This window comes from Chryseobacterium tagetis (genome assembly GCF_016735585.2).
GTDB classification, from domain to species: Bacteria; Bacteroidota; Bacteroidia; order Flavobacteriales; family Weeksellaceae; genus Chryseobacterium; species Chryseobacterium tagetis.
Genome location: NZ_JAERSE020000001.1, coordinates 159,241 through 173,367, shown reverse-complemented (window position 1 = coordinate 173,367; position 14,127 = coordinate 159,241). Strand labels below are relative to the sequence as shown.

Sequence of the window (14,127 nt, the reverse complement as noted above, 5' to 3'; positions counted from 1 at the left end):
ATTTTCTTTACTTAAATTGCATTTATGAAAGAATTATTTGATTTTATCTTAAGATTCGGAAACCTGAATCAGCAGCAAATGGATTTCATTGCAAGTAAAGCTATAGAACTGGATCTTTCTAAAGAGGAATACTTTTCTGAAGCCGGAAAAATCGCCAAGCAGGTAGGATTTGTTATTGACGGGATTCTTCGCGTTTGTTATTACAACAATAAAAGTGAAGAAATTACAAAATATTTTATCGAAGAAAATAATCTGGTTGTTGATCTTGAAAGCTTTGACAATCAGATTTGTTCGAGTGCTTATGTTCAGGCAGTGACAGATTGTAAAATGATTGTATTTCAAAGAAAAGACTGGCTGGAACTTTTACAGACGATTGTAGGTTTTGATGCAATCGTTCACAAAATTATTTCAAGAGCATTGATTCAAAAAGTAGAAAGAAGAAGTCCGCTTGTTTCAGAAGATGCAACAACCCGTTATCTGAAATTCCTGGAGATCTATCCTACTGCTGTCAACAGAATTCCACTTTCTTATGTAGCTTCGTATTTGGGAGTTACCCAATCTTCTTTAAGTAGAATAAGAAAGAATATAAAATAATTAAGGTAATTATATAAAGTTTTTCATTAATCTGCTATCTTAATTATTATGACGCTGTCATTCTGAATGTAACGAAGTGAAATGAAGAATCTAAGCTATCATGAGATTCTTCCTGCGTCAGAATGACAATGGTGTAAAATCCTATATAGCCGCATAATTAAATTCTCATTTTATTTAAACTTTTAATTTTCAAGTCCTTTTTTGCCAAATGGCAAATGTCATCTTATTTAATTGACGGAATTTTACATCATCAATTAAAAACAAAAAAATGCAAACAGTATTAATTACAGGAGCCAACAGAAGTATTGGTCTTGAAACAGCAAAACAGCTTTCAGTAAAAGGATTATTCGTTTATTTAGGAAGCCGAAATCTTGAAAATGGTGAAAAAGCGGTTGAAACACTGAACGAACAGGGATTTCAAAATATCAAAGCCATCGAAATTGATGTTACCAATCCTGAATCTATTTTAAAAGCCAAAAATATTGTGGAAAACGAGCAGGGAAAGCTGGATATTCTGATCAACAATGCCGGAATTTTAGGAAATACGCCTCAACAGGCTTCCGATTTTTCCATTCAGGAAATTCAGGGCATTTTTGATACGAACTTCTTCGGAGTCATCAGTGTCACACAGGCTTTTCTTGATTTGCTTAAAAAATCAGACAGTCCAAGAATCAGTAATATTACTTCAGGATTAGGTTCTTTAACCTTGCATAGCGATCCAGCATGGAAATATTATAATATTAAAACGGCAGGTTACGGAACTTCAAAAGCAGCTTTAAATGCGTACACGATTGTTCTTGCTTACGAATTGAAAGATTTAGATTTCAAAGTAAATGTGATTGATCCCGGCTATACGGCAACAGATTTCAATGCACACAGCGGTCCCGGTTCTGTGGAAAGTGCCGCCTCATTCATCATCAAGCATACTTTGACGGATAATAATGCTCCAACAGGGCAATATTACAGTAACGATATTGAGGACGAAATTGGAATTAGTCCTTGGTAATTTTTTAAATAACGGTGTGAAGAGAAGCTTTCGGGTTTCTCTTTTTTATTAAATACACATTCACGATTCGGTTACATCATTCGTTGATTGAGCTACTTTTCTCATCCGCCATCTTCCCACCTTTGTACCATCATTTAAAACAAATAAAATATTTAAAAATGGAAACAAAAAAAGTATGGTTCGTGACAGGAGCTTCAAAAGGACTTGGATTAGCCTTAATCAAAAAATTATTAGAACAAAATTATCGTGTTGTTGCGACAACCAGAAATGTACAGTCTCTTATTTCTGAAATCGGAGAAACTTCGGAAACATTTTTACCGCTTGAAGTAAGCTTAACAGATAATGAAAACGTACACTCTGCCATCGCAAAAACCATTGAACATTTCGGACAATTGGATGTTGTCGTGAACAATGCAGGTTACGGACAGCTTGGAACGTTGGAAGAACTTTCAGACAAGGAGGCAAGAGCGAATTTTGATGTCAACGTTTTCGGAACACTGAATGTGATCAGAAATGCAATGCCTCATTTTCGTCAGCAAAAATCAGGACATATTTTCAACATCTCTTCTATCGGAGGATATTCAGGAAATTTTCCGGGGTTGGGAATTTACTGTTCCACAAAATTTGCCGTTGCCGGTTTAACGGAAGCTTTGGCAGAGGAAATTAAAGACTTCGGAGTGAAAGCAACGGTGGTATATCCTGGATATTTCAGAACCGATTTCTTATCTAAAGAATCGGTAAGAACTCCTGAAAATTCAATTCCTGAGTATGAAACGGCAAGAAATTCTGAACAGGCTCACCTTGATGAAATTAATGGAAATCAGCCCAATGATCCTGAGAAAGGTGCAGAAGCAATTATTGCGATCAGTGAAGTGGAAAATCCGCCGGTGCATTTCTTATTGGGAAGCGGTACTGATGAATATTTGAACAATAAGATTCAATTGATTACAGATGATGCTGAGAAATGGAGTGAACTGACTTTTTCTACGGTGATTTAAGTATTTTTCTTTTGTCTTAACACAAAAGAAACAAAAAGTCAAGACTGGAAACTTCCGCTAAAAATAAACTCCGCTCTCTAAAAATTCTAAAACTCGCGCGATGTCATTATTGGTGATTCGATTCTAAATTTGTATCGCGCTCAAACAGTAGAATTTTCTTAACGTTCACAGAGTTCATTTTCTTTACGCTTCAGTTTCCTAGGTCGTTCCAGATCCTTCGACTTCGCTCAGGATGATATTTCGCTAATACTAAACGTTATAATTTAAACATAAAGTTTTGTACTTGTCATCCTGAGCTTGCCGAAGGATCTCATTTCATTTTTTAACCATTAAGGTTTTTTAGAATAGTAAGAGGAACTTTACTTTAAGATTTATTGAAAAGTTAATTTGATTTTTCTTAATGAGACTTACCTTCTTATTCATCTTAATGGTTCAAATTCAATATTCAAAATAATTAAATAACTTAGTCATTATGAAAAACACATTTCGTTTTAATTCGCTTTCTGATTTTCATGCTTTTTGTAATCTTCCGAATCCTGAGCATCCGCTGATCAGTCTGATCGATTACAGCAAAGTCCGTTATCCAGTGGATGATACGGAACTGAAATGGATACAGAATTTTTATTCGATCGGCTTGAAACGGAATGTGAATGCTAAGTTCAATTACGGACAACAGGAATACGATTTTGATTCCGGTGTGTTGTGTTTTGTTTCTCCGCTTCAGTTTCTGAGTCTTGAAATGAAACCTGGTGTGGAAGTGGAACCAACCGGATATTTATTACTGATTCATCCCGATTTTCTTTGGGGGACTTCTCTTGCAAAGAAGATTAAATCTTATGAATTTTTCAGCTATCAGATCAATGAAGCGCTTTTTCTTTCGGATAAGGAAGAGAAAATCATTGTTGAACTTTTTAAAAATATTGAAAAGGAATATCAGACGAATATTGATAAATTCACACAGGAGCTGATTGTTGCCCAACTAGAATTGTTTCTGATTTATGCAGAACGTTTTTATGAGCGTCAGTTTTTTACCCGAAAAAAATCCAGTCATGAACTGTTGGATAAATTTGAAGAAGCTCTTTCCCAATATTTTGAAAACGGAAACCTTATTGAAAACGGGATTCCTTCTGTAAAAACCATTGCTGAACAGATGAATATTTCACCGAATTATCTGGGAAGTTTATTGCGAATTCACACCCAGCAAAATACTCAACAGCATATTCAGAATAAGATTATCGACAAGGCAAAAGAACGTTTGAGTACAACTCATCTTTCGGTAAGTGAGATCGCTTATGAACTGGGATTTGAACATCCACAGTCTTTTAGTAAGTTGTTTAAGCAAAAGGTGAATCAGTCCCCGGGAGAATTTAGGAGATTATTTAATTGAATTATTTCTTTAAAACAATTTTTCACTACAAATAATTTTTATAATCTTTTTATATATTTGGAAGCTTAAAAAAAATTAAGCTACAAAATTATACATTATGAAAAAAAATTTACTATTGTTACTCTTTATTCCTATAATCAGTTTTTCACAAAATAAAACAGAAGCAGAAATTAAAGTTAACGAAGGAATTGTATTTCATGACCAAGGAAAATACAATGAAGCTCTTAACAAATATGATGAAGCTCTTTCTTTAGATAAAAATAATTTATTTGCACTCTCAGAAAAAGCAATGACATTAGAAACTTCTCAAAAATACAATGAAGCTATTGAAATCTGTAAATTAGTTATAAATACCTACCCTGATAAAGATGTAAAAACAGTTTATATCAGTTATGCCAATAGCTTAGATCATTTAAAACAAACTCAAGAGGCAATAAAAATTTATGATGAAGGAATAAAAAAATATCCTAATTACTATCAACTTTATTTTAACAAAGGAATTGCTCTGATAAATGACAAACAAGTAGAAAAGGCATTAGAATCATTTCAAAAAGCTGCAAAACTAAAACCCAATCATAAAGGCTCACTTAATGCATTAGCAGCACTAAATTCTGAAAACAGAATTGTATCAATTTTATGTTCTCTAAGATATCTTGCTCTTGATAATAAATCTCAACTTGCAAAAAATCATTTAAAATCTGTACTTACCTTAATGAATAAAGGTGTTACTCAAAAAGATGATAATTCCATCAACTTATCTATTGACCCTACTATACTTGATAAAGCAAATGATAAGAAGAGTAAAAATAATTTTTCATCAACTGATATGGTACTTTCAATGACTTCGGCTTTAGACTTTGATGAAAAAAATAAAGGCAAAACAGATTATCAGAGGTTCACTGATAAATTAGATTCTATGTTTGCTACTATGGAGGAAACACAAAAAAAGCAAAGTGGTTTTTATTGGGAATTTTTAGCTCCTTATTTTATTGAAATGCATAAACAAAAATTAATCGAACCATTTACATATATTGCCTTTTCAGCTCAACCTAATGATGACATAATTAAATATTATAAAGATCATTCAGAGCAAATCGAACAGTTTTACAAATGGTCTGAAAATTATATATGGAAGTAATTCTTTTAAATATTAAAATAAAAAAGAGAAGCTTAAAAGCTTCTCTTTTTCTATACCCTATCCAAACTTCTTCTTCCTCAACCAGAAGAACAGTCCTCCTAAAGCACCAATAATAACTAAAGGAAGCAGCAAATTGAACCATTGCCAGTTGTTTTTCTCTTCTGTAATTCTTTGTCGATCGAGAAGACGTTCTTCGATATTTCTGTTTCTCAGTTCCATTAGATTGCTGTCGTCCAAAAGATAGTCGAGAGCATTTCTTAAGAACTGTTCGTTTCCGAACTGTTCGTTGGTCAGCATATCTACCCCTAAAGGTAAAGGCTGCCCTTTGATCACTTTATTTCTTCCCACATCTCCATCTGCAATCACGATCATCTTATTATCAGAACTTGTTCCTTTGAAACCAGGATAAGATTTTCTTTCAATTCTTGAAGCGTAGGCAGAATTAAATTTCCCTTCCAAAGCTACTGCGTAGATTTTCGGAGTGCTTGGTTTTTCCATTTGCCCAAGACTGTCTACACTTGCAATTTCTTTCAGGTCAACATAGTTCGGAACCTGCTTTAATAAGGTTCTTTCACTCGATTCGAAAAGAACTTTTGTTTTAATATTTTTTCTTCCGCCCAATGTATCAATTGAAGTTGGAAATTCAAACTTTACAGGATTGATATTTTTGGTAATCGGATCATTCTTTTCAGCAATTCCCAACGGGAAATACGGCCAAGGAAGACTTGTATATTGAGGATTCCCTCCTACTTCTCCCGTTACCAGTCTCAACAAAGCAAATTTCTTCACATCTTTTACCAATGCAGGATTGATTCTGATCCCGTAATTGAAGAAAAAGTCTGTCATATTGATATCTACCGGGAAAGGCATTACTTTTTTAGACCTTGTCAAGGTATCCATTTCAGCGTTTACCGCATCAATCATCCACAACGTTTTTCCGCCGTTCATGATGTATTGGTCAAGAATCACTTTTTCTCCGTCTGTGAAAGCTTTTCTCGGTTTTGCGATTACTAAAGCATTCATTTGCTTTAAAATCGGAACATCCACCAATGTCAGCTCAGTCTGATTTTTAGGAATAATCGGACCTGCATCATAATTTTCTGTGGCTAAATGCATGAATCCCTGGAATTCTTCCGGACTCAATTCATCCTGATTCACTAAAATCCCGATCTTTTTTCTTTTGTCAACCGCAATATTCTTGATATTCGAAACCAAATTGTATTCTAAATTTTCAATCGATTTTGTCAACTGCTGATCTGCATCAATTCCTGTCTGCTGAACCACCAATGGTATAGAAACTCCTTTTCCTTTGTATTTTACAACTGCATAAGGGAATAAATAGATCTGAGAAACTTTTCCGTCTTTCACATCGGGAAGTACAGAAGGCTGCATTCCCATTGCCATCAAGGTATCCTGAGAAATTTTACTTTTAATAGGATCAATGAATTTGAAATCAATTTTCGGATTAATTTTTCTGAATTCCTCCAACATGAATTTCGTTTCGCTCTGTAACTGTTTAAAGCTTGCAGGGAAATCTCCTTCCAGATAAACATCTACTGTCACAGGCTTTTTAATGGCTTCTAAAACCTTGACCGTATTATCGGAAAGTGTATATCTTTTTTCTTTCGTTAAGTCTAATCGGATTCCTGAAATGGCAAGAATAATTACCAACGGCAAAATAACAAACAGTAAAATTCCGAATGGTGATTTGAATTGTATCTTCTTCATAATTCTACTTCTTTTTAGTAATGAAATGGTTAGACAAAGCTAAGGTAACTCCAATGATTAAAACAAAATAAGCCACATCTTTAAAATCAATAAGCCCTCTTGTAAAGCCTAAGAAATGCTGATAAAAACCTACATTTTGTAAAATAAAATCTGCTCCTCCCAATAATTTATAACTTGCCAGTTGTTCAATCCCGAAATACATGATGAAACACATGAAAACACCCAACAAATAAGCCATAATCTGATTTTGAGAAAGTGAAGAAGCCAGAATCCCAACTCCTGAGAAAGCAGCGATCAGAATAATCATTCCCAAGTAACTTCCGAACGTCATGCCCAAGTCAATATTTCCTTCCGGAACTCCTAAGACATAGACTGTGTAAAGGTAAATCAGAGAGGGTATTAAACATAAAATTCCAACAACCCAAACGGATAAGAATTTTCCAAGAACCAAATCTGAGATTTTCAAAGGTTGAGAAAACAGCCAGTTTAATGTTCCCGTCTGCTGCTCTTCCGCAAAAGTTTTCATGGAAAGGGCCGGAATGATGAACATTAATAACCAAGGCACCAAAACAAAATAGCTCTGTAAAGAAGCCATCCCGATATCAAAAATGTTGGAATCATTCTCGAAGAAAAACAAAAACAATGTTGCTACCAAACTGAAAGCCGCAATGATAATCCACGCGCTCCAGTTTCCAAAATAGCTCCAAAGTTCTTTTTTAAAAATTGCAATCATATATTAGTTAGAAGTTTTAAGTTAAAAGTCAGATGTATCGTATGCTCATTATTCAAGAAAGATACATTGACTTCGCACTGCTTTTTACTTGTCTCTTTTTACTTTTTACTTTTATTAACCAGCTTCACCGTCATCATTATCAAAAATACCAGAACGAAAAATCCTGTAATTAATTGCCACCAATATTCAATGACCATTGATTTTAGGATCACCGTGAAAACCACCAGAAATAAAATAAAGGTTGCGATTTCGTTGGCCTGTCTCAATTTGATATTGGCTGTTTCTAAGGTATTTCCGTTAAGTTCTTTCAGTTTTAATACTTTTTTCCAGCACCAGTAATGATAAATCGCCAAACCGATCAGAAAAGTAAGCTTTAAATGGAACCACGGCATTTTCATTAATCCGGTATTTAAGAAAATCATCACCAATCCGCAAACCGCCATAATAACTCCTGCCGGAACGGTAATAATATTCCAAAGTCGGCGTGCCATAAAGGTATACTGTTCTCTTAAAATCTTCTTTTTATCTTCGGCAAATGCATCCGTATCTTTATAGTAAACGAAAATTCTCACGAGATAAAAAATTCCCGCAAAGTAACTTACCATGAAGATAATGTGAAGTGCTTTGATGATGGTATACAGCATTTAAATCAATATTATTTTATAGGAATAATTTCACAGTCTCTGTCAAAGTTTTTCAAATAGTCAAAAAACAATTGTTTCCCTTTTTTTGAATCTCCGTAATTTTTATAAGCAATAAGCCCAATCACCATTAAATAAATGAATAAAATGTAATAATTTTCTGAAAAATTTCTTATTAACATCATTAATGAAAAACAGAAAAAAACAGCAAGAGTTAATACTTGATAAAATTCAAATCCAACGAATAATTCAAGACTGTATTGATCTTCTCTATCTTTAATAAAATTTCCCTTAAAAGTTTGAAAATCTTTTTTCATTAATCTTACTTTAAAACCATTTTCTAAAACTTTTCCGGTAAAATTTTTACCAAAAAAATCAGGAAAACCTCCAAATATGCTGTTTTTAATATTTTCTAAAACATCTTCTTTTGATTTAGAAAATTCAACACGATATTGGGACTGTAAAAACATGTACATAAATTATGCGCAAAGATAGTTTATTTCGGAAAAAAAGAGAATTTAATCTAAAATCTTTAGCTTAAAATAATAAGGTTTAAGGATTTTTTAGAATTTGATAATGAATTTCATATCAACATTAAAGTTGAAACGCAGATTTGAGCCTTCTTCATTTAAACGATAATCAAAAGGAAGACCATCTGTAGGTGGATAATCTTCTGTTTTCCCTGTCATATTGGTATAAGCAATTTTTCTTTGCCTAATCCCAAAGCCAATTTTAGGCATAAAACCAAACCATGAAGATTCTTTATGAAGCAAAATACTATAGTTAATATTTAAACCATATTTGGTTCTCTCATAATCTGCTGCACTGAAAGAGTAATAAACATCATTTTGATCGTAATAATTCCCCGAAACATTTTTTCCCTTTTGATTTAGATAAAAAACCTCCGCAGAAACAAAATGTTTCAATCTTGACTGAGGAAGTAAACTGTAAAATACTTCCGGTTTTATCTCAAAAATTCTGTTTTTTCCTTCAAAATTACCAATATCCACAGGTGTTATTCCATTTGCACCATAGGCTAGTTCAGTTCCAACCCACTATTTTTCGCATATACCCTATATTATAACGTTGATCACGAAAAGGAGCAAAGGCACTTACAGTAAGTATTGATTTGTAATCATTAGATTGTGCAGAAACAGTTTCAAAAAAACTAAAAAAAGTAAAAAGAAGTAGAATTTTTTTCACAAAATGGCTATTAAAATTAATTTTTTAAATATAGTATAATAATATATTCGTCGCTAATTTTTTCCTGACAATCAATGTAATTTATTAAAAGAAATACTGTCTGGCATTTTACCTTTCTCATATTTTTTAATATACCTCAGATTCTTTTTATCATCATAATATTTCCAGGCTCCGAAATAAAACCAATGGCGTTCGTTCTGGGAAATTTCAAGCTTAGTCTGCCCTTTCTCCATGATAGTTCCGGTCGGAAAATATCTTTTGATTTTCGTAATATCTCTTCGAATGTTTTCCTTTTGATAGAGCTTATCGTCAAAATAGGTTTTCCAAACGCCTACTTTTTCCCCTTTTTTATATTTTCCGACCGCAACAAGGGTTCCTTCATTGGTAGGATATTCTTCTTTCCATTTGCCATGTCTTTTCTGAGATTTTTCACTCACTTTTATATATTGGTTCATCTTCGTCTGGCAGGAAAATGTGAGTAATAATAGAACTAAAACAATAGATATTTTTTTCATAAAAAAACAGGATTTCTGTAAATATAAGAAATCCTGTTTTAATTCTACAAATGTAGAACGGTTTTATTTTTGTCTTAAGAAATAACTCCTAATTCTTTTCCAACTTTTTCAAAACCAGCAATTGCTTTATCTAAATGCGCTCTTGTATGCGCTGCAGAAAGCTGTACTCTAATTCTCGCTTTTCCTTTTGGTACAACCGGATAGAAGAATCCTATAACGTAAATTCCTTCGTCCATCAGTTTTTCAGCCATTTTTTGTGCTAAAGGCGCGTCGTAAAGCATTACCGGAACAATGGCAGCATCTCCATCAGGAATATCGAAACCTTTAGATTTCATTTCCGCTCTGAAATATTCTGCGTTTTCCATTACCTGATCACGAAGAGAAGTGTCTTCAGAGATCATATCCAATACTTTCAAAGCTGCACCCACAATTCCCGGAGCCAATGAGTTTGAAAATAAGTAAGGTCTTGAACGCTGTCTCAACATATCGATGATCTCTTTTTTACCGGAAGTAAATCCTCCTAAAGCACCTCCAAGAGCTTTTCCTAGCGTAGAAGTAATAATATCTACTCTACCCATTACTTCATTCGCTTCGTGAGTTCCACGACCTGTTTTCCCGATGAAACCGGTTGCGTGAGAATCATCCACCATTACCAAAGCATCATATTTATCGGCTAGATCACAAACTCCTTTTAAGTCTGCAACGATTCCGTCCATTGAGAAAACTCCGTCTGTAACAATAATTTTGAAACGGTGATTTTTTTCAGAAGCTGCGATCAACTGAGCTTCCAGATCTTCCATATTATTGTTTTTATAACGGTATCTTGCTGCTTTACAAAGTCTAACTCCATCAATAATAGATGCGTGGTTCAATTCATCAGAAATAATCGCATCTTCTTCTGTGAATAACGGTTCGAAAACACCTCCGTTTGCGTCAAAACAAGCTGCATAAAGGATGGTATCTTCTAACCCTAAGAAGTCAGCGATCTTTTGCTCCAATTGCTTGTGAATATCCTGAGTTCCGCAGATAAAACGTACCGAAGACATACCGTAACCGTGAGATTGGATCATATCCTGAGAAGCTTTCATCACTTCCGGATGGTTTGATAATCCCAAATAGTTGTTGGCACAGAAGTTCAACAGCTTTTTTCCGTTCGCTTCTATTTCTGCACTCTGCTGAGAGGTAATGATTCTTTCTCTTTTGTAAAGTCCGTCGTTATCAATATTTTGTAGTTCGTTCTGTAAGTTTTCAAGATACTTTTTAGAGATCATTTCTAATAATTTTTAAGATGTGCTAATTTAATAAAATCGTGGTAAACTCATAGCTTTTCTGTTTTTTATTCTGATGAGCTGTTTAAACTTTTTATTTAAACACAAAAGAAACAAAAGACTAAACTGATCCTATAGTAAGTGAATTATTATCCCTTAAATAAGATAAAAATAAGTCTTAAAAATCTTCGATTTTTATTCTTTTGAAAGCTTTATTCATATTGGCTTCTGGCAAAATTGAATCAAATATCTTTTGTGGCTTTTGTGGTTAAATTCTAACGTCTTTAAATAAAATTCAACTATTTTTCGTTAATAGTCTATAATTTTAGTAGACTATTATTTATATTTGTTGTTTAAATTCAGTAAAATGCGATTATCACCAGTACAAAAAATTGAAAATATATCCTCTGAGGACTTTCTCAACACGTATCTGAAACCTGCAAAACCTGTCATTTTAAAAGATTTTGCAGACCCTGAAAGTCCGGCATTCAAAAAATGGAATTATGATTATTTTAAAGAAATTGCAGGCGATCACAAAGTCAATATTTATGGAAGTGAGATCGAATCGTTGGACAGAGTTGCCAGCAAACCGATCGGACAAAGCACTTTTTCAGATTATCTTGATTTAATCACCTCCTCTCCTACTGAATATCGTCTTTTTCTCTTTAATTTATTAAGCATTAAACCTGAACTTAAAAATGATATTCATTACAATGATGTTACGAAAGGAAAAATCCTGAAATGGCTGCCTTTTATGTTTTTTGGAGGGGAAGGTTCTATTACCAGAAATCATGTTGATATTGATATGTCACATGTTTTTATTACCCAGTTTCAAGGCATCAAAAAGATCTGGTTATTTCCCTGGGAACAATCTGATCTCCTCTACAAACTTCCTTATAATTTTCATTCCATTACCAATATCAAAGAACCGGATTATCATGAATTTCCGGGACTAAAATATGTAGATGGATACGAAGCCGTCATTAATCCCGGAGAAACGCTTTATATTCCTTCCGGTTGGTGGCATTATATTCAATATGAAACGGAGGGATATTCTGTTTCTATAAGGGCATTACCTTCAAGCGGGCTGGAAAAATGGAGAGGGTTTAAAAATCTTGTTCTTATCAGGCATTTTGATAATGTCATGCGAAATCTGTTCAAAGAAAGATGGTTCGATTTTAAGGTAAGAAAAGCGACCAGAAAAGCCAACAGAGCGATTAAAAGACAGAAAAACTTCCAGATTTAACTGAAATATTAATCTTAAATAAATATATTATGGAATTCATTTATCTTATCCTTTCAGCAGAAAGACCAACGTATTCTTTCTATCCAATCTCTTTTTATTAATCTTTATGAAACAAAAAACCTTCAGAGATCCTGAAGGTTTTTAATTTATTTTTGGTAATTATATACAATTTTACATTAATCCTGCTATCTTGTTATTAAGACTCTGTCATTCTGAATGTAACGTAGTGAAATGAAGAATCTAAGCTATCATGAGATTCTTCCTTCGTCAGAATGACAATGATGTAAAATTGTATATAGTCGCCTTATTTTTTTAAGAATTTTATGTTTTTATCTTTCAACTTAAGGATATAAGTTCCGGGAACCAGCTCTGAAATATTAATGGCTTTTCCGGGTTGATAAATTTCTTTTCTTACTAATTTTCCATCTATAAAATAAATAGCAAAATCTGTTGCTCTGTCAAGCCCTTTTATATTAATCTCGTTGTTTGCCGGGTTTGGATAGATTGAAATGTTTTTTTCATCATTAATATCATTAACACTGAGAAAGGAACAACTTATGTAGGTTGGGATTTTTTTATCAATTGTAGTATTATCTCCAACCTGACCATAATTATTCATTCCCCAAATCCACAAAGTCCCATCTGTTTTTCTTGCGACACAGCTATGACCACCTGCTCTTATAGATTCCCAATCATTCGCAGTTCCCATTTTGGTAGGCACATACAGATCAGTGATGTTTCCTGTTCCTAATTGTCCGAGAGCATTCCAGCCCCATGTCCAAATGGTTCCATCAGATTTTAAAGCTACAGAATGTACCGCTCCGGCAGCTATTTCTACCCAATCGGAAGCATTCCCTATCTGCGTGGGTACATATTTATTGACATTTGTCCCGTCTCCTAATTGATAATTTAGATTTTTTCCCCAAGCCCATAATGTACCATCTGTTTTTAAAGCAAGGGTAAAACCACTTCCCCCCACCGAAATCGTTTTCCAGTTTGAATCAGTTCCCAACTGAGTAGGAATTACTTTCCCAACAGTTGTGCCGTCTCCAAGTTCTCCATTGCTATTACCGCCCCAAGTCCAGAGTGTTCCGTTATTTTTTAATCCAACGGAGTGAAAAACACTTATCCCTGTTTGCTTCCAATCGCTGTCTGTACCTATTCGAATGGGCATTTGTTTAAGGGTTGTCGTTCCGTCTCCAAGAATTCCTCCATTGTTTACACCCCACCCCCAAAGCTCACCGTTTGTTTTAAGAGCATGAGTAGATTGATTTAAAACACTTATAGATTTCCAATTATTATCTGTTCCGATTTGAATGGGTATATTCTTATTTACATTTGTCCCATCCGCCAATTGATAGGAATAATTACTTCCCCAAGCCCATAATGTACCATCAGCTTTTATGGCTACGGTATGATTTTCTGCCGCATTTATATAAGTCCAATTATTTTCTACACCCGTTTTACTAGGAATATACAGATTGGTATTGTTCCCGTTACCCAGTTCTCCAAAAGTATTTAAACCCCAAAGCCAAATAGTTCCATCCATTTTAACGGTAGCTGTATGAAAACCACGAACTTCATAATTCTTCCAGCATTGTGAATAATAAAAGTTAAAAGAACACAGGAGTGTAGTCATAATTATTTTTTTCATGCTTGAGTTGTATTGG

At 33.8% G+C, this 14,127-nt stretch carries 14 protein-coding genes; 6 read left to right on the top strand and 8 right to left on the bottom strand.

Annotated elements, in window-relative coordinates; translation table 11 throughout:
- Positions 1-24: 24 nt before the first annotated feature.
- The 5 genes from JI747_RS00710 to JI747_RS00690 all read left to right on the top strand — a co-directional run bounded on the left by JI747_RS00710 (position 25) and on the right by JI747_RS00690 (position 5,123).
- Positions 25-594: a Crp/Fnr family transcriptional regulator gene (locus JI747_RS00710; protein WP_047440402.1), complete on the top strand. Its 570-nt coding sequence runs from the start codon at positions 25-27 to the stop codon at positions 592-594.
- Between the two features lie 268 nt (positions 595-862).
- The gene (locus tag JI747_RS00705; protein ID WP_225685554.1) at positions 863-1,600 is read left to right on the top strand and encodes an SDR family oxidoreductase; all 738 of its coding nucleotides are present in this window, start codon (positions 863-865) and stop codon (positions 1,598-1,600) included.
- 158 nt (positions 1,601-1,758) lie between these two features.
- Positions 1,759-2,598 carry an SDR family NAD(P)-dependent oxidoreductase gene (locus JI747_RS00700; protein ID WP_225685553.1) on the top strand — a complete coding sequence of 280 codons (840 nt, stop codon included), beginning with the start codon at positions 1,759-1,761 and terminating at the stop codon, positions 2,596-2,598.
- Between the two features lie 472 nt (positions 2,599-3,070).
- Positions 3,071-3,985 carry a helix-turn-helix domain-containing protein gene (locus tag JI747_RS00695; protein ID WP_225685551.1) on the top strand — a complete coding sequence of 305 codons (915 nt, stop codon included), beginning with the start codon at positions 3,071-3,073 and terminating at the stop codon, positions 3,983-3,985.
- A gap of 97 nt (positions 3,986-4,082) precedes the next feature.
- Positions 4,083-5,123: a tetratricopeptide repeat protein gene (locus tag JI747_RS00690; protein ID WP_225685549.1), complete on the top strand. Its 1,041-nt coding sequence runs from the start codon at positions 4,083-4,085 to the stop codon at positions 5,121-5,123.
- A 57-nt stretch (positions 5,124-5,180) separates the two neighbouring features.
- On the opposite strand, the gene gldG is transcribed toward JI747_RS00690, so the two are convergent.
- The 7 genes from gldG to kbl form a co-directional block, all read right to left on the bottom strand.
- Positions 5,181-6,851 (bottom strand): gliding motility-associated ABC transporter substrate-binding protein GldG, encoded by a 1,671-nt coding sequence (gene gldG, locus JI747_RS00685; RefSeq protein ID WP_225685548.1) that lies wholly within the window; start codon positions 6,849-6,851, stop codon positions 5,181-5,183.
- A 4-nt stretch (positions 6,852-6,855) separates the two neighbouring features.
- Positions 6,856-7,584: an ABC transporter permease subunit gene (locus JI747_RS00680; protein ID WP_225685547.1), complete on the bottom strand. Its 729-nt coding sequence runs from the start codon at positions 7,582-7,584 to the stop codon at positions 6,856-6,858.
- 98 nt (positions 7,585-7,682) lie between these two features.
- Positions 7,683-8,228 (bottom strand): CopD family protein, encoded by a 546-nt coding sequence (locus JI747_RS00675; protein ID WP_100376937.1) that lies wholly within the window; start codon positions 8,226-8,228, stop codon positions 7,683-7,685.
- 11 nt (positions 8,229-8,239) lie between these two features.
- Entirely contained in the window at positions 8,240-8,701 is a 462-nt protein-coding gene (locus JI747_RS00670; protein WP_225685546.1) for a hypothetical protein, read from the bottom strand.
- An 87-nt stretch (positions 8,702-8,788) separates the two neighbouring features.
- Positions 8,789-9,235, bottom strand: coding sequence for a hypothetical protein (locus JI747_RS00665; RefSeq protein ID WP_225685545.1), 447 nt, complete (start codon positions 9,233-9,235; stop codon positions 8,789-8,791).
- A gap of 264 nt (positions 9,236-9,499) precedes the next feature.
- On the bottom strand, positions 9,500-9,943 hold the full coding sequence (locus tag JI747_RS00660) for a toxin-antitoxin system YwqK family antitoxin (protein WP_225685544.1): 444 nt from the start codon (positions 9,941-9,943) through the stop codon (positions 9,500-9,502).
- Positions 9,944-10,017: 74 nt separating this feature from the next.
- Positions 10,018-11,214, bottom strand: a complete 1,197-nt coding sequence (kbl, locus tag JI747_RS00655; protein ID WP_225685543.1) for a glycine C-acetyltransferase — start codon at positions 11,212-11,214, stop codon at positions 10,018-10,020.
- A 364-nt stretch (positions 11,215-11,578) separates the two neighbouring features.
- On the opposite strand from kbl, the gene JI747_RS00650 reads away from it, so the two are divergent.
- Positions 11,579-12,457 (top strand): cupin-like domain-containing protein, encoded by an 879-nt coding sequence (locus tag JI747_RS00650; RefSeq protein ID WP_225685542.1) that lies wholly within the window; start codon positions 11,579-11,581, stop codon positions 12,455-12,457.
- A gap of 304 nt (positions 12,458-12,761) precedes the next feature.
- Here the strand turns inward: JI747_RS00650 and JI747_RS00645 are convergent, their stop codons facing one another.
- Positions 12,762-14,096 carry an RCC1 domain-containing protein gene (locus JI747_RS00645; protein ID WP_225685541.1) on the bottom strand — a complete coding sequence of 445 codons (1,335 nt, stop codon included), beginning with the start codon at positions 14,094-14,096 and terminating at the stop codon, positions 12,762-12,764.
- Positions 14,097-14,127 lie beyond the last annotated feature (31 nt).